Raw genomic sequence first — 17,887 nt, 5'->3', positions numbered from 1 at the left:
CCCCGACGTGACAGGATTCTGCAGACATGATTGGCAGCGCAAACCTCAATGTGATGATCAAGGCCGCCCGCAAGGCAGGCCGTTCCCTGGTGAAGGACTTCCGCGAGGTGGAAAACCTGCAGGTCTCGATGAAAGGCGCGGGCGACTTCGTCTCCAAGGCCGACATCGCTGCTGAGAAGATCATCAAGGAAGAGCTGCGCAACGCCCGCCCGACCTATGGCTGGATCGCGGAAGAGGGCGGCGAGATCGAGGGCGAAGACCCCACCCGCCGCTGGATCGTCGACCCGCTGGACGGCACCACCAACTTCCTGCACGGGCTGCCGCACTGGGCGATCTCCATCGCGCTGGAGCACAAGGGCAAGATCGTCGCCGGCGTGGTCTATGACGCCGCCAAGGACGAGATGTTCTTTGCTGAGAAGGGCGCGGGCGCCTGGATGAACGACACCCGCATCCGCGTCTCTGGCCGTCACCGGATGATCGAGTCGATCTTTGCCACCGGCGTGCCGTTCGGCGGCCGCGCCGACCTGCCGCTGACCTTGCAGGACCTGGCCCGCCTGATGCCCGCTTGCGCCGGCGTGCGCCGCTGGGGCTCTGCCGCGCTGGACATGGCCTATGTGGCCGCAGGCCGCTACGAGGGCTTCTGGGAACGCCGCCTGAACCCCTGGGACCTGGCTGCTGGCATCATCATCGTGAAAGAGGCCGGCGGGTTGGCCGAGGCGATCGACCCGGAAGCAGGTATCATCGACAGCGGTTCTGTGGTCTGCTCCAACGAGCCGATCTTCGAGAACTTCGCCAAGGTGATCCGCGGCTGAATTCGCCCGGAACTTTGAGCATCGGAAACGCGGCCATTGAGCCGCGTTTTTTGATTTTACGGGCGGCGCTGCCCGGCCTGTCGGCAGGATCACTTATCCGACGGATGGTTCACCCCGTCATTCCACGGGATCTCGCCATAGGTCTCCGGGTGTGTCCGCGGATTAGCGCCCTCGATACAGCCCAAGTTGACGCCGCTTTCCTTGGGATCGGAACGGCGCTGGTGGTGGGTGTAGATGCCGCAGGTCTTGCAGAAGTAGTGCTTCGCCGTATGGGTGCCCCAGGTGTAGAGGCTGAGGTTCTCCGCCCCTTTTAGCACCTTCAGACTGGAGGTCAGGGTCGTCACGGCAGCCGCCCCGCGGCGGCGGCAAAAGGAACAATCGCAGCGCGCGGCAGAGGCGAGGCCCTCCGGAAATTCCGCCTCGATCTCAACGGCGCCGCAGTGGCAGGTGGCTTTCAATACTGTCACGGGTATTCCCCTTGCTTGGCAAACATTGAGTAAAACCTTCGATAATTCCCCGTAAACTTCTCCGGAGCGGATCTACCATTCCCTTACCCCGATGCCCGTCGGGGCGGCGGCCTGCGTTTTAATCGGTAGCCTGTTCCCATGGTTCCGCAGGCCGTCTTTGCTCTCCAAAACTGAAACCGAAACCTCGTTCTGCGAGGCCGCTCACTTCCCCCAAGGTCCCGGATTGCGCTTCTTGCGCGGGAGCTTTGGAATGCGGCTGACGGAATACTCATATTCGTTCTCCGGATGCGGAGGTGTTCCATGCGTCCGGTCCCAGAACGCCGGGCCGCCGCGGCGCAGCCACAGGGGCAGGCACAGGATCAGCCCGACGGCAAAGCCTCCCGCATGGGCCCAATAGGCGACGCCACCCTGGTTGGGATCAGCGCCGAGGCCTCCGAAGAACTGCATCGCCAGCCACACGCCCAGCATCACAAAAGCGGGGATTGTGAAGATGCGGAAATAGATGATCAGCACCAGCAGGATATCAACGCGCGCTTTGGGGTACATCAGCAGGTAGCCGCCCATCACCCCGGCAATAGCGCCGGAGGCACCGACAGTGGGCACCATTGATCCCGGTGCCGACAGCACGTGGATCAGCCCGGCGCCGAACCCGCTGATGAGGTAGAACAGGAGGAAGGGCAGGTGGCCCATCTCCTCTTCCAGGTTGTCGCCAAAGATCCACAGGAACAGCATGTTGCCGCCCAGGTGCATCAGCCCGCCGTGGATGAACAGGGAGGTGAACAGAGTCTCGAACCCGTAGCCGTGGCTGATCTCGGCCGGGACAACGGCATAGGCGTCATAGAAATAGGCAAGCGCCCGGGGCGAGGCATAGCTGGCGGTGTAGTAGAAATAGGCCAGGATATTTGCGGCAATCAGCGCATAGACGACATAGGGCCTGCGGCCGGACGGGTTGTGGTCGCGGATCGGAAACATGGGGGAACGCTGGGCCGGAAACGGCCCAGCGTCAAGTGCTTAGCGCGGAAAGCTCAGGCCATGCCGCCCAGCAATTGCGCATTGCCGCCGGAGGCGGTGGTGTCGACGCAGACGTGCCGCTCCGCCAGCACCCGGGCGCGGTCCGGCTTGCCGGGGATCAGCGGCACAATTGCGCCGTCGCGCTGTGCCAGGCTCTGTTCGATCTCGCGGCCGGTGGCTTCATCACCCCACCACATGACGCCGGCGATGCCCCGGATGCTTTCCAGCTGGCTCAGGTCCAGAAGACCATGCGCCTCAATCGCTGTGCCGCCGAGACTGATGACCTCTTTGGCCTGCGCCGCCGCAGCCTCGGCGCCCGGACCCATGCACAGCAGCGGCGGGCGGGCAGAGACTGTCAGGCGGTTCGATTCCCCGGTCGGGCCGGGCAGGGAGGTGGTGACCGGCTGGCTGGGCACGCCGCTCGGCGCCTTCAGGTCGGTGATGCTGCTCTCCCAGCCGCTGGAGCTGGACTGCCGGTCCGGCGCGCAGAAACGGCTGAGGTAGAGCGGGCCGCCTGCCTTGGGGCCGGTGCCTGACAGGCCCTCGCCGCCGAACGGCTGGCTGCCAACAATGGCGCCGATCTGGTTGCGGTTCACATAGATGTTGCCTGCATGCACCCGGTCGCAGACATGCTGCACCCGGTCGTCGATACGGGTGTGCAGGCCGAAGGTGAGGCCATAGCCGGTCGCGTTGATGTCGGAAATCACCTGGTCCAGCTGCTGCGACTTAAACCGCGCAACGTGCAGGACCGGGCCGAAGATTTCCTCTTCCAGCGCGCTGATGCCGGGCACCTCGATCATCGTCGGCGCCACAAAGGTGCCGCCCTGCGGCGCGCGCATTTCCTTCAGCACCCGGCCCTCGGCGCGGGCCTTGTCGATATGGGCGAGGATGCCTGCGCGGGCGCCCTCGTCGATCACCGGACCGCTGTCGGTGGACAGGTGCCAGGGGTCATCCAGCTGCAGGCAGTCCATCGCGCCTTTCAGCATCTTCAGCACGTTGTCGGCAATGTCGTCCTGCAGATAAAGGCAGCGCAGCGCCGAGCAGCGCTGACCGGCCGACTGGAAGGCGCTTTCGATCACCGCCTGCACTGCCTGTTCCGGCAGTGCGGTGGAGTCGACGATCATCGCGTTCAGCCCGCCGGTTTCCGCAATCAGCGGCGCGCCCGGCTGCAGGTTGTCGGCCATTGCCTTGCGGATGCGCAGGGCAGTGGCGGTGGAGCCGGTGAAGGCGACGCCATTGACGCGCGGGTCGGAGGTGATGGCGGCCCCGACCACGCTGCCGCGGCCCGGCACCAGCTGCAAGGCGCTGCGCGGCACACCGGCCTCATGCATCAGCTGCACGGCGCGGTGGGCGATCAGCGGGGTCTGGTCGGCGGGTTTGGCCAGTACAGCGTTGCCAGCGGCCAGGGCGGCCGACACCTGGCCGGTGAAGATCGCCAGCGGGAAGTTCCAGGGCGAGATGCAGGAGAAGATGCCGGCAGGCGGTGCATCGGGAATGCGGGCCGCATAGTAGCGCAGGAAATCCACCGCCTCGCGCAGTTCGGCCACTGCGTCGGGGATGGTCTTGCCTGCCTCGCGGGCGAGGATCGCAAACAGCTCGCCGAAGTTTTCCTCATAGAGGTCGGCGGCTTTGTTCAGCACAGCAGTGCGCTCATCTGCCGGGGCGTCCCACGGGTCGGCTAGCGCCAGCGCCAGTTCGATATCTTCGGGGCTGCACTGGGCGACGGTGCCAACCACGCTCTGGTCGGTGGGGCTGGTCACATCCTTGGCGGCCTCCGGCTGGGCGTCGCCCGCCAGTAGTGGTGCAGCCTGCCACTGGTGGCTGCGCCAGGGCGCGCGGGCCTCTTCGATTTTTGCCAGCGTCGGCGCGTGGCCCAAGTCGAAACCTTTTGAGTTGGGGCGCTCCGGCGCGTAGAGCTCCGGCCCGGTCGGGATCTTGCGGGTCACATCTGCAATGGCTGCAAACGGATCGGCTGCCACCTCCTCCGGCGGCACGTTGTCGTCGACAATCTGGTTCACGAAGGAGGAGTTGGCGCCGTTTTCCAGCAGGCGGCGCACCAGATAAGCCAGCAGGTCGCGGTGGGCGCCTACGGGCGCATAGATCCGGCAGTTGGTCTTGTTCTGCTCCAGCACCATCTGGTGCAGGGTCTCGCCCATGCCATGCAGGCGCTGGAACTCATACCGCTCATTGCCGACCCCTTCGGCCATATGCAGGATGGCGGCGACGGTATGGGCGTTGTGGGTGGCGAACTGCGGATAGATCCGGTCCGTCATGCCCAGCAACTTGCGGGCGTTGGAGATATAGGAGACGTCGGTCAGCGGCTTGGAGGTGAAGACCGGGAAGCCGTCCACGCCCTCGACCTGGGCACGCTTGATCTCGGTGTCCCAATAGGCGCCCTTGACCAGCCGCACCATGAAGCGGCGGTCGTATTTCTCCGCCATCTCATGCAGCGCATCAATCGCCAGCCCGGTGCGCGGCCCATAGGCCTGCACCACCACGCCAAAGCCGTCCCAGCCGGCCAGCGCCGGGTCTGAAACCACCGCCTCGATCACTTCCAGCGACAGCGACAGGCGGTCGGCTTCCTCAGCGTCGACGTTGAGGCCCATCCTGGCCGCCTTCGCCAGAAGCGCCAGCGCCTTCAGGCGCGGCACCAGCGCTTCCATCACGCTGTGCTCATGCGCCAGCTCATAGCGCGGGTGCAGCGCCGACAGCTTGACCGAGATACCGGGGTTCTTGCGGATGTCGTCGCGGTTGCATGCGGCAGCAATGGCGGAAATCGCCTTGGAATAGGCCAGGTGATAGCGCGAGGCGTCAGCCTCGGTGCGGGCAGCCTCGCCCAGCATGTCGTAGGAGTAGGTGTAGCCCTTGGCCTCCATCCCGGCGGCGCGGTTCATCGCGCTTTCGATGGTTTCGCCCAGCACGAACTGGCGGCCCATTTCCTTCATCGCGCGGCTGACGGCGGTGCGGATCACCGGCTCGCCCAGGCGCTTGATGGCACCGCGCAGGGCGCCGATCGGGCTGCGTTCCTCGTCCAGAACCTTCCCGGTCAGCATCAGCGCCCAGGTGGAGGCGTTGACCAGAGAGGAGGTCGACTTGCCCAGGTGCTTGCCCCAGTCGGACGGTGCGATCTTGTCCTCGATCAGCGCGTCGATGGTGTCGGCATCCGGCACCCGCAGCAGCGCTTCGGCCAGGCACATCAGCGCAACGCCCTCATCGGTGGAGAGGCCGTATTCGGCTAGGAACACCTCCATCAGCCCCGGCGCCGAATGGCCGCGGATGTCACGCACCAGCGCAGCGGCGTTGGCGCAGATTTTTTCGCGGTCTGCGTCGGTGAGGGCGGCCTGGGCCACCAGCTGGTCGCGCATCGCGGCTTGATCGGCATAGGTGCCGGCGTCGATCAGGTAGCGCAGCTTGGTTTGAGCGGTCATGAAGGGAACTCCACAAAGGGTGTGCAGGGCTTTTGTTAAGAGTACACCCTTTCGAAAAGGACAATCGCCTGAAGATGTGGTATCAGAAGGTCAAATGCGTGAAATGTTTGTCTCGGGAAGTCCAAATGAACTCCTTCGATCTTGACCGCTTCGACCGGGCGATTCTGAATGTGCTGAGCGAGGACGGCCGCATCTCCATCGCGGACCTCGCTCGGCGGATCGGACTGTCGAAAACCCCGACCCAAACCCGGCTCAGGCGGCTGGAGGCGGAGGGCATCATCACCGGCTACCGGGCGCTGGTGGACCCGATCCGCCTGGGGCTTGACCATGTGGCCTTTGTCGAGGTGAAGCTGGATGACACCCGCGAGGCGGCGCTGGCCAAGTTCAACGCCGCTGTGGCGCGGCTGCCTGAGATCGAGCAGGCGCATATGATGGCCTCGCATTTCGACTACCTCCTGAAGGTGCGCACCCGTTCGATGACCGATTACCGGGCGGTGCTGGGAGAGAAGATATCCTCGCTGCCGCATGTGGCCTCCACCTCCACCTATGTGGCGATGCAGGCGGTCAAGGAGGACGGTGCGCTGGGGCCGCTGTAGGGCTTTCAGCAAGTGCGCACGCCCAGTTGACTTGATTGAAATTGCAATTGTGCGAGCATGGGGCATGTTGTTCGCCTTTCTTCGCGCCCCGTTTTCCTTCGCCGGCTGTGCTGCGGTTCTTGCTGCTGCAGCAGCTTTTCCGGTGCAGGCGTCGGAATGCCCCGACGCTCCCGACCACAGCACACCGTTAGAGGCGCTGCTGACCGAGGTGCAGGCGGCGGAAACCGAGTCCCAGGCACGGGAAATCGCCAACCGCATGTGGGAGTATTGGGCTGATGCGCCAAACGCGCAGGCCCAAGCCATCCTCGACCGCGGCATGACCAAGCGCTCCGCCTTCGATTTCCTCGGCGCGCTGGCGGACTTCGATCAGTTGATCGCCTATTGCCCGGACTATGCCGAGGGCTACAACCAGCGCGCCTTTGTGCATTATCTGCGCCGGGATTTCGCTGCTGCCCTGCGCGATCTGGACCGGGCGCTGGAACTTTCGCCCCGCCATGTCGCCGCGATGAGCGGGCGGGCATTGTCGCTCTACGGCCTGTCCCGACTTGGGGAGGCGCGGGAGGCGCTGGCAGAGGCGCTGGCGTTGAACCCCTGGCTGCCGGAACGCTATTTGGCGGACCCTGGCGGGCCGCTGGCACCGCCCGGCGCTGGCGATGTTGAGTTGTAGGGCTGCCCGCCTGAAGCGAAAAATTTGCAGGATTGCCGAAAACTGATTGTCCGCGTGAAATCAGGAGGCTAGACCTGCAGCCATCGCGCCGTGTGCTGGCGCACACCGCGGGCGTGGTGGAATGGTAGACACAAGGGACTTAAAATCCCTCGGCTTCGGCCATGCGGGTTCGAGTCCCGCCGCCCGTACCACATCTCAAATCAGCTGCAACACCTGCCGGTATCCGGGCATTTCCTTGGCCTTGCTTTCGGTTTCGGCGGTCTCACGGGCCCAGGGGCTGCGGAGAGGCATGCAGTGATACGGCAGGATTGCGTTGCTGTAACAGTGGTTTTATGCAAGATGTTTCGCGGAATGTAAAAGATTTTGTGCATATGGCGCTGATCCACGAAAAAATTGCAGCTCTCTTGGCGGATATGAACCTGTCCAACCGGCAGGCGGCGCTGAAGTGCGGCATTCCCTACGGGACCTTCAACAGCGCGCTGAAGCACGAGCGTGAGATCGGATGGAGCACCCTGGACGCCCTGGCGCGGGGGCTGGGGGTGTCGTTCCAGTATTTCTCGTCAGACAACGCGGAACTGGAGCTGCTGCCCGGCCATCCTGGCAGGGAATCGGAGCGGAAAGCCTTTGAGATCCTCAATGACCGGATGCAGGCGGCAGCGCGGACCCGCCAGTACCGCGGCTGCGACGTGTCGCTGCAGGATTTTCTGGACTGGTGGTATGCCAACAGCGGCCGTCTGGAAGGATTCGACAGGCTGCAGCACAAGGTGGACATGTTCGACCCGCCAGACCCGGAACAAAACCGCATCCAGCCGATCCGCTCCGGCCCGGCCAGCCTGGCCTCCATTTGTTTCGAAATATCCGACAGCGGTCAGCTGCGGAACACGTTGAACGGATTCAGCGAAAAGCTGAACGCCGACCTGGTGATGGCCCACAGCGAGGCAATCAGCCGGGGCGAGCCGGTGATAACCCACCCGTCGATTGACGTGAAGCTGTTGAACGGGCGGCGGTTCACCCGCCAGTACCGGCGTGTTCTGGCGCCGGTCTATCTGCCCGGTGGCAAGCTGCTGGTGGTCAACTTCTCACAGGACATCAACTTTGGCTAAGTCGCTGTGCAGCATGTGCTCCATCTCCAGCCGGGAAGAGCCGACAAACCATTCGGTGCTGCTGCGCACTTCGGGTTCCGGGTCGCGCCATTTCTGCGCCCGCGGAATGGCGCGGCTGAAGCCGTAGACAAGATCCAGCCGGGCCTGCATGTGGCGGTCCGGGATGAAAGCGTAGATCCAGTCCACATCCCATTTCTGGATCGCCAGAACCTGGAGAATGCGCATGAAGGGCTCCAGGCGCTCGGCCCGCCTGCCGCGGTGGCCGGGCAGGAAGTTCAGCTCGCCGATATAAGCCAGCCGCCCGCTCACCTCCCGTGCCAGCGGTTCGGCAACGCTTTCCACTCCGCCGCCGGCGTCGTTGGGGAACTGGTGGCGTGATGTGCGGATCAGGTAGTCCGCCAGGGTTTCGCGCCCCAGGTCCTGCAGCAGCAAAGCTGCGCCGCCAATATAGGTGTCCCCCTCCTTGAGAAACAGCCAGAAGGCCGAGTTCGATGTATGGTCGGCCCGTTCGATGGCAAATCCCGGCATTTGAAACTGGCGGCCGGTGGCCGCGGCCGTTTCCGGCACCTTCTCAAAATCGGTGAACATTTCCACCTGCAGCCCGGCCTGTGCAAGCGTGTGCAGATAGCCCGAAAGTGCTTTCCCCAAGTCCAGTGAGTTCATCAGGTTCCCCGTTTTTTTTTCACCCGGATGTCCCGGATACTCTCCCGTTTCAGCCAAGGAGTGCAGGATCACTAAACTCAAAACTACTTTTGCGGTAAATTGTTTGTTTTACCGGTGTGGCTGAAATTCGTCGCAAAGCACGCGCGGAGGCGGTTCATGGATTGTTTTAAAAAAGAAAAGCCCGGCAGCTGTGCTGCCGGGCTGAAGCATGTGGTGGGGCCTTAGGGTTGTGTCAGCCGCGGCCGCGGTAGGGGGGTACGCCCTGATCCGGGATCCAGACGCCTTCGGGCATCGGGCCGGTCTGCCAGAAAACGTCGATCGGAATGCCGCCGCGCGGGTACCAGTAGCCGCCGATGCGCAGCCACTGCGGCTCCAGGAAGTCCGCCAGGCGGCGGGCGATGGAAACGGTACAATCTTCGTGAAAGGCGCCGTGGTTACGGAAGGAGGTAAGGAACAGCTTCAGCGACTTGCTTTCCACTAGCCACTCGCCCGGCACATAGTCGATCACCAGATGGGCAAAGTCCGGCTGGCCGGTCATCGGGCAGAGCGAGGTGAATTCCGGCGCGGTGAAGCGCACGTTGTAGGCAACATCGGCCTGCGGGTTCTGGACGCGCTCCAATTCCGCCTGTTCCGGGCTTTGCGGCACGATGGTGTCGCCACCCAGCTGCTTAAGGTTGCTGTAGATGCTGTCAGACATATCAGGGTTCCTTGTCTTCAGACGCCGCGCTTGTTGCCCCAGACCAGCACATGCAGCTGGGGCAGGACGCGGGGGGTGAACCAGCCGTCGCCGGTCACTTTTTCAATCAGCCACAAGAGGCGCTCGGTGGCCTGGTTCAGATCGACGGGCTGTTCCGGGTCGACCTCCGGGTTGCCAGGCTGCAGGTACAGCGGCAGCTCCGGGTGGCGCTCTGCCGCGGCCTTCGCCCAGGCGTAGTCCTTGTCGTCAAAGATCACGATCTTCATCACCGCCTGTCCGCAGCCACGGGCCGCCTCAAGGCATTGGTCAAAGGCTTTCCAGTCCACGGTTTCACCGCTGGAGGGCGGTTTGGGACTGAGCACCAGGGTATCCAGATCCGCAAACCAGGGTTTGCTGACCGATCCTTGGGTCTCGCAGGCGAACCGGTAACCCTCGACCTTGCCGTAGGCAATCACCGGCGCGAAATCCTGGATCGCCGGGTTGCCGCCGGAGATCGAGACGGTCAGCGGCTTGCCGCCGGACAGGCGGCGCACTTTAGCCATGACTTCTTCGGGCGCCATCACCGCCCAGTCGTGGCGGTAGGCGCTGTCGACCGCATGCATGCTGTCGCACCACGAACAGCGGTAATCGCAGCCGCCTGCGCGCACAAACACCGTGGGCTCCCCGATTAGGGCGCCTTCGCCCTGGATGGTGGGGCCAAAGATTTCCGCAATGCGCAGGCTCATGGCCGGAACTCCGGCCGGTACTCCGCCCAGGTCTTGGGGGTTTCGGAGACCTTCACGGCAGCCACTTCCGGCCAGCGCGCATGGCACCAGTCATAGAAATGCTTCGCCATGTTTTCCGCCGTCGAAAACCCCTCCAGCACGTCGTTCAGGTGCCGGTGGTCGAAGGTCGAGTCGATGTATTCCTTCAGCGGCTTCAGCTCGTGATAGTCGCGGACGAAGCCGTCGCTGTTCAGCTCCTTCGCCGCCAGCTCCACCACCACGACATAATTATGGCCGTGCAGCCGGGCGCATTGATGGTCCGGCGGCAGATGGGTCAGCTGGTGGGAGGCGGAGAAATGGAACTCCTTGGTGATCCGGAACATCAGGCGCCATCCTTGGCGGCAATCGCCGCTTTCCAGAAATCCGGGTCGGCATAGTCGGTCGGGTCCTCAATGCCTGCCAGATGGAAGGCTTCGCGCCGTTCCACGCAGGTGCCGCAGCGCCCGCAATGCGTGTCGCCGCCCTTGTAGCAGGACCAGGTCTCGGCAAAGGGGGTGTTGTGCTTGGCACCTGCGGTGACGATGTCGCCCTTGGTGCGGTGCACAAACGGGGTGTAGAGACGCACGTCGGCATAGCCATCGAGTGCCGCGCGCTGCATCGCGTCAAAGGCTTCGGTGAAGGCCGGGCGGCAGTCCGGATAGATGAAGTGGTCGCCTCCATGCACCGCCGTGGCCACGGCATCGTCGCCGTTTGCGGCAGCGATGCCATAGGCGATGGTCAGCATGATCGCGTTGCGGTTCGGCACCACGGTGACCTTCATGGTCTCTTCTTCGTAATGGCCGTCCGGCACGTCGATGTCATCGGTCAGGGCAGAGCCGGAAAGCGCGGCGCCGATGCCCCTCATGTCGATGATGTCATGCGGCACGCCCAGCCGTTTTGCGGCGGCGGCGGCATAGTCGAGTTCCTTCTTGTGGCGCTGGCCGTAATCGAAGGAGACAAGACGGGTCAGCTGATGTTCTTCAGCGACCATATGGGCAAGCGAAACGGAATCCAGCCCGCCCGAGCAGATAACGATAGTTTTCATTTTTGAACCCTTGTTTTGGTGACCGGGTAGGCTGCGACCGGTGCCGCGCATTTAGCAGCATGGCGGGAATGGCGCAAGCCGCGGGCGTATTGCGAACATTCGGCAGGACTTGTTGAAGAAATTTGAAAGTGGCAATTGGCCGGGCCGGGCTTCTTAAACGGGCGGCAGCTCCTCCTTCAGCCATTCCAGAAAGGCCCGCGATGCAGGGGTGCTGGCATGGCTGGGCGGTGGCATCAGGAAGTAATTCTCCAGCAACTCCGCCGTGTGATCGCTGGCCCGGACCAGCTGCCCGCTCTCCAGCAGCCCGCCTGCCAGCGTTTCATGGGACATGGAGATCCCAGCCCCGTTCACGGCGGCTGTCATGGCAATCACGTAAGTGGAGGCCAGGTTGATCTCATGATTTCGGTCAAACGGCAGATCCTGAGATTTGAACCACGCCCCCCAGGATCCTGTCACCCCGGCACAATCCAGCAGCGTTGCGGTGCTGAAATCAATTTCGCCATCCTGATAGCCCGGCGCGCAGACAGGAAAAAACCGGTCCCGCGTAAGCCGCACTGCCGCTGACATGTCATTCGGGCGGCCAAAGCGAATTTCGGTCCCGGCGGAACTGGCGTGCCGCTCCGGATCCCAGATCGGCGTCACGATGTTCAGCACCAGCCAGGGGTATTTCGCATAAAGCCGCGGTAGGCGCGGTGACAGCCAGAACACCGAAAAGGCCATATTGCATTGCAAGACCAGATGCCGCCCCTGGTCGCCGCCGGTAAAGGCCTGAGTGCCCGCCGCAATCAGGTCAAAGGCCTCGCGTACAACCGGCATGTAATTCGCCCCGGCCTCCGACAGATCAAGCGCCCGGGTTTTGCGGATGAACAGCTCCCGGCCCAGGAAGTTTTCCAGGCTTCGGACATGCTGGCTGATCGCCGATTGCGTCAGGTTCAGCTCCGCCGCGGCGCGGGTGAACGACAGGTGCCGGGCGCTGGCCTCAAAGGCGCGCAGCCAGGTGAGCGGGGGCAGGGAGGAGGAAGGCGGACCGGAAGAAGGCATCGATGTATGACCTATGCATTAGTTCAATTAATGCATAGCGGTTGAATCAATCGTTTGTCAGCAGGAATTGCGGCTGGCACCACTAGGATAAGCGAATTTGGAGGCCCAAGATGAACAAGCAAGCGGAGCTGTGCCCGAACCTCACCCATTGGCAGGAGCGCGTGAATATGGCTGCCGCCTTCCGCTGGACCGCGCGGCTGGACATGCATGAGGGCGTCGCCAACCATTTCAGCCTGGCGGTGAATGAGGACGGCACCCAGTTTCTGATGAACCCGAACCAGGTGCATTTCGCGCGGGTGAAAGCCTCGGACCTCTTGCTGCTGGATGCAAACGATCCCAAGACGATGGAACGCCCCGACGCGCCGGACCCGACCGCCTGGGGCCTGCACGGCTCGATCCACCGGCTGTGCCCGCATGCACGCTGCGTGATGCATGTGCATTCGATCCACGCCACCGTGCTGGCCTGCTTGGCCGACAGCACCCTGCCGCCGATCGACCAGAACACTGCCACCTTCTACAACCGCTATGTGGTCGATGGCGATTTCGGCGGGCTGGCGTTTGAGGACGAGGGCGCCCGCTGCGCTTCGATGCTGAGCGACCCCAAGGTCAAAACCATGATCATGGGCAACCACGGCGTGCTGGTGATCGGCGACAGCGTCGCCGATACCTTCAACCGGCTTTATTACTTCGAGCGTGCCGCGGAGACCTATATCCGCGCCCTGCAAACCGGCCAGAAGCTGCGGGTGCTGAGCGATGAAATTGCCGAGAAAACCGCGCAGGAGCTGGACGACTACCCGGATCAGGCCGAACGCCACCTGGCGGAGCTGAAGGCGATCCTCGACGACGAGGGCGCGAACTACGCAACCTGATCGCCAGCAGAGGAGGCGGCATAATGGACGGAACTTTGCACAACGCAGAACGCGACCGCGAAGCCGAACGCTGGCACTACCACCCCAAGGGGCCGGTGCCGCTCAACCCGCTGTTCAGCTGGCCGCCGCGCCCGGCGGCGGTCCTGCGCTGGTACCGCGGCGCCTGGATGGAGATCACATCGCTGACGCTCTGCTTCCTGCTGGCGCTGGCGATCTACGCCTGGATGCTGCCGCCGCTTGCTGAGATGGCCGAATTCCGCCCTGGCTGGATGCTGCAGGTCTGGCTCGCCAACCTGCTGCCCCAGGCAACGGTTGCAGGGGGGCTCCACTGGTGGCTCTACATGCGCAAGGGCCAGGGCATGCAGAAGAAGTTCGACAAGCGCGACCTGTCCCGCGGCAACGGGACCTTCACCTTCAAAAACCAGGTCTGGGACAACATCTGGTGGACGCTCGGCAGCGCCATCACCGTGGCGACAGCCTATCAATGGGGCATTTACTGGCTGATGGCCAATGGCTGGGTGCCGGTTGTGACTTTCGCCGAAGCGCCAGTCTGGTGCGCGGTCTGGATGCTGTTCATCCCGATGTGGTCCGGCCTGCATTTCTACTGGGTGCACCGGCTGGAGCATCACCCGCGGCTCTATAAACACGTGCACGCGGTGCACCACCGCAACGTCAACATCGGGCCGTGGTCGGGGATTTCAAACCACTGGTATGAAAACCTGCTCTACTTCACCACCTATTTCATCCACCTGATCGTGCCGTCGCACCCGCTGCATCTGGCCTTCCATGCGATGTTCCAGCAGATCAGCCCGGTTCTGTCGCACTCTGGCTTCGAGCGGGTGATTGCCAAGGAGACCGAGGCCGCCAAGGCAGGGGATTTCTTCCACCAGCTGCACCACCGCTATTTCGAGTGCAACTACGGCACCTCCGAAATTCCCTTCGACAAGTGGTTCGGCACATACCACGATGGCTCCGCCGCAGCCACAGAGCGGACCCGGGCCTTCAAGAAGCAGATGTACACTCGCTAGAATTGAGGGTTTCGGAAACTGATCAGGATCAAGGCGTACATATTCTCGATTCTCTATGCCTGACCGCAAAGCAGTCAAAGGCATAGGAGAAAGCCCATGTTGCGCCTTACATCCATCCTCTATTCGCTGATCGGCAGCAGCCTGGCAGGGGCCGGGGTGATTGCAGTGCTGGCGGCCGGGCTTGTCACCACACAGGCCATCCTAGGCGCCGCTGCAGCGGGGGCGGTGCTGGCACTGCCAGTGGCATGGCTGGTGGCGAAACAGCTTTATGCCCGCGGCGCCTGACGGGCGTCAGGCGTTCAGGAATACCCGCGCGGCGGCCTCGAACTCCCGCGGCTTCTCGGCGTGCAGCCAATGGCCCGCGCCGGGCAGCTTGGCAAAACGGGCATTGGGGAAACGCGCCCGGATCTCCTCGCGGTGCTCCGGCAGCACGTAATCCGACTCCGATCCAGACAGGAACAGGGCAGGCCCCTCCCAGGCAGAGTCCGTCTTCGGAAACGACATGATGTTCGGCATCTGATCCGCCAGCGTATCCAGGTTCAGCTTCCAGCGCTTGTTCGGCAGGTCCAGCGACTGGGTGAAAAAACTCTGCAGCGCAGGCTCCACCCCGGCTTCGGCCAGTTTTGCGGCGGCCTCGGGGCGGCGCTCGATGGTCTCCAGATCCAGCGATTTCATGGCATGGATATACTGGATCTGGGTGTGGCCATAGGCGACCGGCGCGATGTCGGCGACCACCAGCTTGCGCACCGCCTCAGGGTGGTTCAGCGCCAGCATCATCGCCGCCTTGCCGCCCATCGAATGGCCGATCACATCCATCTGTCCGCCGTGGGCCGCGATCACCCCGGCCAGGTCCTCCGCCAGCTCTGGATAGGTGTGGCTGTCCTTCCGCGGACTGTCACCGTGGTTGCGCATGTCCACCGCAACCACCTGCCGCTCATCCGACAGGCGCTTGGCGATGACGCCCCAGTTGCGGGCTGAGCCGTAAAGCCCGTGGGCAATCAGGAGCGGGGTGTTTCCGGTGGCAGAGCCATGAGTGATCGTGTTCAGCATGCCGCCTTGATAGCCGCGCAGGCGGAGCCTTGCCACCCCCCATTGAGGCAGGCCCGGCGGCGGGCTAGGGTGGCCGGGCAGCGCAGCGAGGGGAGAGTGCCGGAATGGCCGCCAGCCTGGACCAGGACATTGAGGACATCCGCACCCTCCTGAAGGAGCGCGAGCACGCATCTGGCGACCTTGCTGCCGCGCTGAAGCACGTCCGCCGCCGCATTCCGCGCCGGATCTACAAACAGGGCATGAAACTCGCCGCCGCGCTGCCGCTGCTGGACCATCCCAAGCTGCGAATGACGGTCGACGAGAAACCGCTGCGCGGTGCCGCCCGCGAGGTAAAGGCGCATTTGCAGAAGATTGACCTGGCTGAGCGGCGCAAGGACTTCTGGCTGGGCGTCCTTGGCAGCGCGGCGTTTTCCATCCTCTGCGTGCTGATCCTGCTGGTGGTGGTGCTGCGCTGGCGCGGCCTGATCTGATTTCCTGCTTTACGCCGCGGCTGCTGCCGGTATTTTGAACGCGGTTCAAGACAAAGGCAGGGTGCCATGGCAGGCAAGGTGGAGGCGCGCAAGGCCGCGCTGCGGCAGAGACTGGTGGAAGCGGCAGAGATCCGTATCGCGCGGGACGGGGCAGGGGCGCTGCGCGCCCGTGATCTGGCGCAGGATGCGGGCTGTGCGGTCGGGGCGATCTATAACGCTTTCGACGACCTGACTGCGATCATCATGGCGGTGAACGGCCGTACCTTCCAGAAACTGGGCGCCTCGGTTGAGGCCTCGGTTGCGGGCCGGGAGGCGGAACCGCCCACCCGCCGCCTTATCCTGATGAGCAACGCCTACCTGCATTTCGCGGTAGAGAACACCAACCTATGGCGGGCGATGTTCGACCTTCGGATGGCCGCCGGGGACGCGGTGCCGGACTGGTACCTGAAGGCTCTGGATAGCCTGTTTGCCAATATCGCCCAGCCTGTGGGGGAACTGTTCCCGGACAAGGATGCGGGCGAGGCGTCCCTGATGGTGCGGGCGCTGTTCTCTGCGGTGCACGGCATCGTGCTTCTGGGGCTTGAGCAGCGCATCTCCGGCGTGCCGCCGGAGCGCATTGAACAGATGATCGCCCAGGTGCTGGAGCAAATCGGCTAGAAGTGAGATTTGAACATCGTTCAATATTTTTCTTGAACGATGTTCATATTGCTGCTAAATGATTCTCTGTGAACGATGTTCATGTTTGCGGAGGAAAAGATGTTCTACACTCTGAAGACCTTGATCACCGGCGCCGGTGCCCGCGCGGAAGAGCAGCTGCGCGAGACCTATTCGATCGAGCTGATCACCCAGAAGATCCGCGAGGCGGACGCCAATCTGAAGGCGGCGAAGCTGACGCTTGCCAGCCTGATCCAGCGCCAGCGGGCGGAACAGCGCCAGGTAGACACCCTGGAGGAGCGCATCCGGGACCTGATCGCCCGGGCCGGTGAGGCGCTGGAAGGCGGCCGCGACGATCTGGCTCAAAGCGCCGCCCAGGCGGTGGCTGACATGGAGAACGAACTGGCGGTGCGCCGCCAGACCCTGGACCGGCTCGACACCCGGATCCTGCAACTGCGCCAGTCGGTGGAAACCGCCAGCCGCCGCATCACCGATCTGAAGCAGGGCGCCATTGCCGCCCGTGCCACCCGGCGCGAGCAGGACCTCCAGCGCCGCCTGCGCCGCCACACCGGCGGCGACAGCCCGGCAGAAGAGGCCGAGGCGCTGATCCGCGATGTGCTGCAGCGCGACGACCCCTTCGAGCAGGGCGAGATCCTGCGCGAGATCGACGGCGAGCTGAACAACACCACGATTGCCGACGATCTGGCCGACGCGGGCTTCGGCCCCCGCAGCCGCAGCACCGCTGCAGATGTGCTGAGCCGGCTCAGGGCGAAGGACTGAACTGTCTCTGCGGATCCAGCCCGACCGGCCGACCCAACCTGAACTTATTTAATTTACTGGAGAAAACCCATGTATACCGACAACACCGACAACAAACTGATCATTCTGCTGAACTCCGTTGGCGTCGCCATTGCCTATGCGATGCTGGGGATTTCCCTGTGGCTCTCGACTGACGTGCCGCTGGCGACCAAGGGCTATTGGGGGATGGCAGTCCTGCTGCTGACGCTCAGCCTGATCAACGTGGTGAAATACCGTTTCGACCACCGCTCCAGCGAGGACCGCATCCGCAAGATCGAGGAAGCCCGCAATGAAAAACTGCTGGAAGACGCGCTGATGGACAGCAAGCAGGACTACTGAAGCAGCCCCGGAGAATGAAACCGCGCCCGCCTATCCAGACGGGCGCTTTCCTTGCCGCCCCCAAACAAAAACCGCCGCGGCTGCTGGGCCGCGGCGGTTCCTTTGCAATCCCGGATGGGCTTACAGGTTCGGATAGAGCGGGAACTTGGCGCAGAGGTCGGCGACCTTGGCGCGGACGGACGCTTCCACATCCGCGTTGCCCTCTTCACCGTTGGCTGCCAGCCCGTCGATCACCTCGATGATCAGGTCGGCGACCTGGCGGAACTCCGCCTCGCCGAAGCCGCGGGTGGTGCCGGCAGGGGTGCCGAGGCGCAGGCCCGAGGTCACGGTCGGCTTTTCCGGGTCGAAGGGGATGCCGTTCTTGTTGGTGGTGATGTGGGCACGGCCCAGCGCCTTGTCGGCGATG

General features: G+C 63.5%; 21 protein-coding genes, 1 tRNA gene and 1 pseudogene. 12 read left to right on the top strand and 11 right to left on the bottom strand.

Going from position 1 to position 17,887, the window contains the following annotated elements; translation table 11 throughout:
- Nucleotides 1-26: 26 nt before the first annotated feature.
- Nucleotides 27-812: an inositol monophosphatase family protein gene (locus LHL23_RS05305; protein WP_019295568.1), complete on the top strand. Its 786-nt coding sequence runs from the start codon at nucleotides 27-29 to the stop codon at nucleotides 810-812.
- Between the two features lie 89 nt (nucleotides 813-901).
- Here LHL23_RS05305 and LHL23_RS05300 read toward each other — a convergent pair whose 3' ends face one another.
- The 3 genes from LHL23_RS05300 to putA all read right to left on the bottom strand — a co-directional run bounded on the left by LHL23_RS05300 (nucleotide 902) and on the right by putA (nucleotide 5,718).
- Nucleotides 902-1,270, bottom strand: a complete 369-nt coding sequence (locus tag LHL23_RS05300; RefSeq protein WP_226429302.1) for a GFA family protein — start codon at nucleotides 1,268-1,270, stop codon at nucleotides 902-904.
- Nucleotides 1,271-1,480: 210 nt separating this feature from the next.
- Nucleotides 1,481-2,251, bottom strand: coding sequence for a rhomboid family intramembrane serine protease (locus LHL23_RS05295; RefSeq protein ID WP_226429060.1), 771 nt, complete (start codon nucleotides 2,249-2,251; stop codon nucleotides 1,481-1,483).
- 53 nt (nucleotides 2,252-2,304) lie between these two features.
- Nucleotides 2,305-5,718 (bottom strand): bifunctional proline dehydrogenase/L-glutamate gamma-semialdehyde dehydrogenase PutA, encoded by a 3,414-nt coding sequence (gene putA / locus LHL23_RS05290; protein ID WP_226429059.1) that lies wholly within the window; start codon nucleotides 5,716-5,718, stop codon nucleotides 2,305-2,307.
- Between the two features lie 125 nt (nucleotides 5,719-5,843).
- Here putA and LHL23_RS05285 point away from each other — a divergent pair, with 125 nt between their 5' ends.
- The 4 genes from LHL23_RS05285 to LHL23_RS05270 all read left to right on the top strand — a co-directional run bounded on the left by LHL23_RS05285 (nucleotide 5,844) and on the right by LHL23_RS05270 (nucleotide 8,084).
- A complete protein-coding gene (locus LHL23_RS05285; protein WP_226429058.1) occupies nucleotides 5,844-6,314 on the top strand; it encodes an Lrp/AsnC family transcriptional regulator in 471 nt (156 codons plus the stop codon).
- Nucleotides 6,315-6,378: 64 nt separating this feature from the next.
- On the top strand, nucleotides 6,379-6,981 hold the full coding sequence (locus LHL23_RS05280; RefSeq protein WP_226429057.1) for a tetratricopeptide repeat protein: 603 nt from the start codon (nucleotides 6,379-6,381) through the stop codon (nucleotides 6,979-6,981).
- 107 nt (nucleotides 6,982-7,088) lie between these two features.
- Nucleotides 7,089-7,172, top strand: a tRNA-Leu gene (locus LHL23_RS05275).
- A gap of 180 nt (nucleotides 7,173-7,352) precedes the next feature.
- Nucleotides 7,353-8,084 (top strand): helix-turn-helix domain-containing protein, encoded by a 732-nt coding sequence (locus tag LHL23_RS05270; protein ID WP_222478648.1) that lies wholly within the window; start codon nucleotides 7,353-7,355, stop codon nucleotides 8,082-8,084.
- On the opposite strand, the gene LHL23_RS05265 is transcribed toward LHL23_RS05270, so the two are convergent.
- From LHL23_RS05265 to LHL23_RS05240, 6 genes are all read right to left on the bottom strand, one after another.
- Nucleotides 8,061-8,747, bottom strand: a complete 687-nt coding sequence (locus LHL23_RS05265; protein ID WP_222478650.1) for a hypothetical protein — start codon at nucleotides 8,745-8,747, stop codon at nucleotides 8,061-8,063. The two genes, LHL23_RS05270 and LHL23_RS05265, sit on opposite strands and share 24 nt — an antisense overlap.
- 232 nt (nucleotides 8,748-8,979) lie before the next feature.
- Nucleotides 8,980-9,444 (bottom strand): preQ(1) synthase, encoded by a 465-nt coding sequence (queF, locus tag LHL23_RS05260; RefSeq protein WP_226429056.1) that lies wholly within the window; start codon nucleotides 9,442-9,444, stop codon nucleotides 8,980-8,982.
- Between the two features lie 17 nt (nucleotides 9,445-9,461).
- Complete coding sequence (queE, locus tag LHL23_RS05255; protein ID WP_226429055.1) at nucleotides 9,462-10,169, bottom strand: 7-carboxy-7-deazaguanine synthase QueE; 708 nt, start codon at nucleotides 10,167-10,169, stop codon at nucleotides 9,462-9,464.
- A complete protein-coding gene (gene queD / locus LHL23_RS05250) occupies nucleotides 10,166-10,531 on the bottom strand; it encodes a 6-carboxytetrahydropterin synthase QueD (RefSeq protein ID WP_222478657.1) in 366 nt (121 codons plus the stop codon). Before queD ends, queE begins: the two co-directional genes overlap by 4 nt.
- On the bottom strand, nucleotides 10,531-11,232 hold the full coding sequence (gene queC / locus LHL23_RS05245) for a 7-cyano-7-deazaguanine synthase QueC (RefSeq protein WP_226429054.1): 702 nt from the start codon (nucleotides 11,230-11,232) through the stop codon (nucleotides 10,531-10,533). Before queC ends, queD begins: the two co-directional genes overlap by 1 nt.
- Before the next feature lie 153 nt (nucleotides 11,233-11,385).
- On the bottom strand, nucleotides 11,386-12,273 hold the full coding sequence (locus LHL23_RS05240; RefSeq protein ID WP_226429053.1) for a LysR family transcriptional regulator: 888 nt from the start codon (nucleotides 12,271-12,273) through the stop codon (nucleotides 11,386-11,388).
- A 110-nt stretch (nucleotides 12,274-12,383) separates the two neighbouring features.
- On the opposite strand from LHL23_RS05240, the gene LHL23_RS05235 reads away from it, so the two are divergent.
- From LHL23_RS05235 to LHL23_RS05225, 3 genes are all read left to right on the top strand, one after another.
- Complete coding sequence (locus LHL23_RS05235) at nucleotides 12,384-13,142, top strand: class II aldolase and adducin N-terminal domain-containing protein (protein WP_226429052.1); 759 nt, start codon at nucleotides 12,384-12,386, stop codon at nucleotides 13,140-13,142.
- Between the two features lie 23 nt (nucleotides 13,143-13,165).
- A complete protein-coding gene (locus tag LHL23_RS05230; RefSeq protein WP_226429051.1) occupies nucleotides 13,166-14,170 on the top strand; it encodes a sterol desaturase family protein in 1,005 nt (334 codons plus the stop codon).
- Between the two features lie 96 nt (nucleotides 14,171-14,266).
- Complete coding sequence (locus LHL23_RS05225) at nucleotides 14,267-14,455, top strand: hypothetical protein (RefSeq protein ID WP_226429050.1); 189 nt, start codon at nucleotides 14,267-14,269, stop codon at nucleotides 14,453-14,455.
- A gap of 6 nt (nucleotides 14,456-14,461) precedes the next feature.
- Here LHL23_RS05225 and LHL23_RS05220 read toward each other — a convergent pair whose 3' ends face one another.
- Nucleotides 14,462-15,220: an alpha/beta fold hydrolase gene (locus LHL23_RS05220; protein ID WP_226429049.1), complete on the bottom strand. Its 759-nt coding sequence runs from the start codon at nucleotides 15,218-15,220 to the stop codon at nucleotides 14,462-14,464.
- A 104-nt stretch (nucleotides 15,221-15,324) separates the two neighbouring features.
- On the opposite strand from LHL23_RS05220, the gene LHL23_RS05215 reads away from it, so the two are divergent.
- The 4 genes from LHL23_RS05215 to LHL23_RS05200 all read left to right on the top strand — a co-directional run bounded on the left by LHL23_RS05215 (nucleotide 15,325) and on the right by LHL23_RS05200 (nucleotide 17,481).
- Nucleotides 15,325-15,690 (top strand): hypothetical protein, encoded by a 366-nt coding sequence (locus LHL23_RS05215; RefSeq protein WP_226429048.1) that lies wholly within the window; start codon nucleotides 15,325-15,327, stop codon nucleotides 15,688-15,690.
- Nucleotides 15,691-15,756: 66 nt separating this feature from the next.
- Entirely contained in the window at nucleotides 15,757-16,347 is a 591-nt protein-coding gene (locus tag LHL23_RS05210) for a TetR/AcrR family transcriptional regulator (protein ID WP_226429047.1), read from the top strand.
- Nucleotides 16,348-16,446: 99 nt separating this feature from the next.
- Entirely contained in the window at nucleotides 16,447-17,124 is a 678-nt protein-coding gene (locus tag LHL23_RS05205; protein ID WP_226429046.1) for a PspA/IM30 family protein, read from the top strand.
- Nucleotides 17,125-17,193: 69 nt separating this feature from the next.
- Nucleotides 17,194-17,481: a hypothetical protein gene (locus LHL23_RS05200; RefSeq protein WP_222478678.1), complete on the top strand. Its 288-nt coding sequence runs from the start codon at nucleotides 17,194-17,196 to the stop codon at nucleotides 17,479-17,481.
- Between the two features lie 120 nt (nucleotides 17,482-17,601).
- Here LHL23_RS05200 and glyA read toward each other — a convergent pair.
- Nucleotides 17,602-17,887 (bottom strand): annotated as a pseudogene (glyA, locus tag LHL23_RS05195) (serine hydroxymethyltransferase); the annotation flags it as partial.

It is taken from the genome of Leisingera sp. McT4-56, from assembly GCF_020514995.1.
Lineage (GTDB): Bacteria > Pseudomonadota > Alphaproteobacteria > Rhodobacterales > Rhodobacteraceae > Leisingera > Leisingera aquaemixtae_A.
Note: the sequence above shows the minus strand (reverse complement) of the source record. Positions and strands in the feature narration are given on the sequence as shown.

Bases quoted from the DNA above. Each gene is read 5' to 3' on its own strand.
- LHL23_RS05225 (WP_226429050.1), top strand. From the start codon at position 14,267: ATGTTGCGCCTTACATCCATCCTCTATTCGCTGATCGGCAGCAGCCTG.
- LHL23_RS05230 (WP_226429051.1), top strand. From the start codon at position 13,166: ATGGACGGAACTTTGCACAACGCAGAACGCGACCGCGAAGCCGAACGC.
- queE (WP_226429055.1), bottom strand. From the start codon at position 10,169: ATGAGCCTGCGCATTGCGGAAATCTTTGGCCCCACCATCCAGGGCGAA.
- LHL23_RS05270 (WP_222478648.1), top strand. From the start codon at position 7,353: ATGGCGCTGATCCACGAAAAAATTGCAGCTCTCTTGGCGGATATGAAC.
- LHL23_RS05285 (WP_226429058.1), top strand. From the start codon at position 5,844: ATGAACTCCTTCGATCTTGACCGCTTCGACCGGGCGATTCTGAATGTG.
- queD (WP_222478657.1), bottom strand. From the start codon at position 10,531: ATGTTCCGGATCACCAAGGAGTTCCATTTCTCCGCCTCCCACCAGCTG.
- LHL23_RS05205 (WP_226429046.1), top strand. From the start codon at position 16,447: ATGTTCTACACTCTGAAGACCTTGATCACCGGCGCCGGTGCCCGCGCG.
- LHL23_RS05280 (WP_226429057.1), top strand. From the start codon at position 6,379: ATGTTGTTCGCCTTTCTTCGCGCCCCGTTTTCCTTCGCCGGCTGTGCT.
- LHL23_RS05265 (WP_222478650.1), bottom strand. From the start codon at position 8,747: ATGAACTCACTGGACTTGGGGAAAGCACTTTCGGGCTATCTGCACACG.
- LHL23_RS05200 (WP_222478678.1), top strand. From the start codon at position 17,194: ATGTATACCGACAACACCGACAACAAACTGATCATTCTGCTGAACTCC.
- LHL23_RS05215 (WP_226429048.1), top strand. From the start codon at position 15,325: ATGGCCGCCAGCCTGGACCAGGACATTGAGGACATCCGCACCCTCCTG.
- LHL23_RS05305 (WP_019295568.1), top strand. From the start codon at position 27: ATGATTGGCAGCGCAAACCTCAATGTGATGATCAAGGCCGCCCGCAAG.
- queF (WP_226429056.1), bottom strand. From the start codon at position 9,444: ATGTCTGACAGCATCTACAGCAACCTTAAGCAGCTGGGTGGCGACACC.
- LHL23_RS05210 (WP_226429047.1), top strand. From the start codon at position 15,757: ATGGCAGGCAAGGTGGAGGCGCGCAAGGCCGCGCTGCGGCAGAGACTG.
- LHL23_RS05235 (WP_226429052.1), top strand. From the start codon at position 12,384: ATGAACAAGCAAGCGGAGCTGTGCCCGAACCTCACCCATTGGCAGGAG.
- queC (WP_226429054.1), bottom strand. From the start codon at position 11,232: ATGAAAACTATCGTTATCTGCTCGGGCGGGCTGGATTCCGTTTCGCTT.
- putA (WP_226429059.1), bottom strand. From the start codon at position 5,718: ATGACCGCTCAAACCAAGCTGCGCTACCTGATCGACGCCGGCACCTAT.
- LHL23_RS05240 (WP_226429053.1), bottom strand. From the start codon at position 12,273: ATGCCTTCTTCCGGTCCGCCTTCCTCCTCCCTGCCCCCGCTCACCTGG.
- LHL23_RS05295 (WP_226429060.1), bottom strand. From the start codon at position 2,251: ATGTTTCCGATCCGCGACCACAACCCGTCCGGCCGCAGGCCCTATGTC.
- LHL23_RS05220 (WP_226429049.1), bottom strand. From the start codon at position 15,220: ATGCTGAACACGATCACTCATGGCTCTGCCACCGGAAACACCCCGCTC.